Source organism: Saezia sanguinis (assembly GCF_003991585.1).
GTDB lineage: Bacteria > Pseudomonadota > Gammaproteobacteria > Burkholderiales > Burkholderiaceae_C > Saezia > Saezia sanguinis.
Genome location: NZ_PQSP01000168.1, coordinates 1 through 246 on the forward strand (window position 1 = coordinate 1; position 246 = coordinate 246).

The 246-nt window shown below is 61.0% G+C and carries 1 protein-coding gene; it reads left to right on the forward strand.

The features are described from left to right. A partial coding sequence (locus CUZ56_RS15370; protein ID WP_162615381.1) for an ABC transporter permease occupies positions 1-246 on the forward strand: 246 nt, incomplete at both ends.

The window sequence follows — 246 nt, forward strand, 5'->3', positions numbered from 1 at the left end:
CCGATCATGTTCGTCCTGTTGTTCGCCTATATCTTCGGGACCGCAATCAAAGTCCCGGGCCTCGAGGGCGGTTACCGGGAATTCCTGATCGCGGGCATCTTCGTGCAAACCGTCGTGTTCGGGTCCACGTTCACCGGTCTCAGCCTTGCCGAGGATATGCAGAAGGGCATCATCGACCGCTTCCGCTCCCTGCCGATGGCGCCGTCCTCGGTACTGATCGGGCGCACCGTCAGCGATGTGGTGATC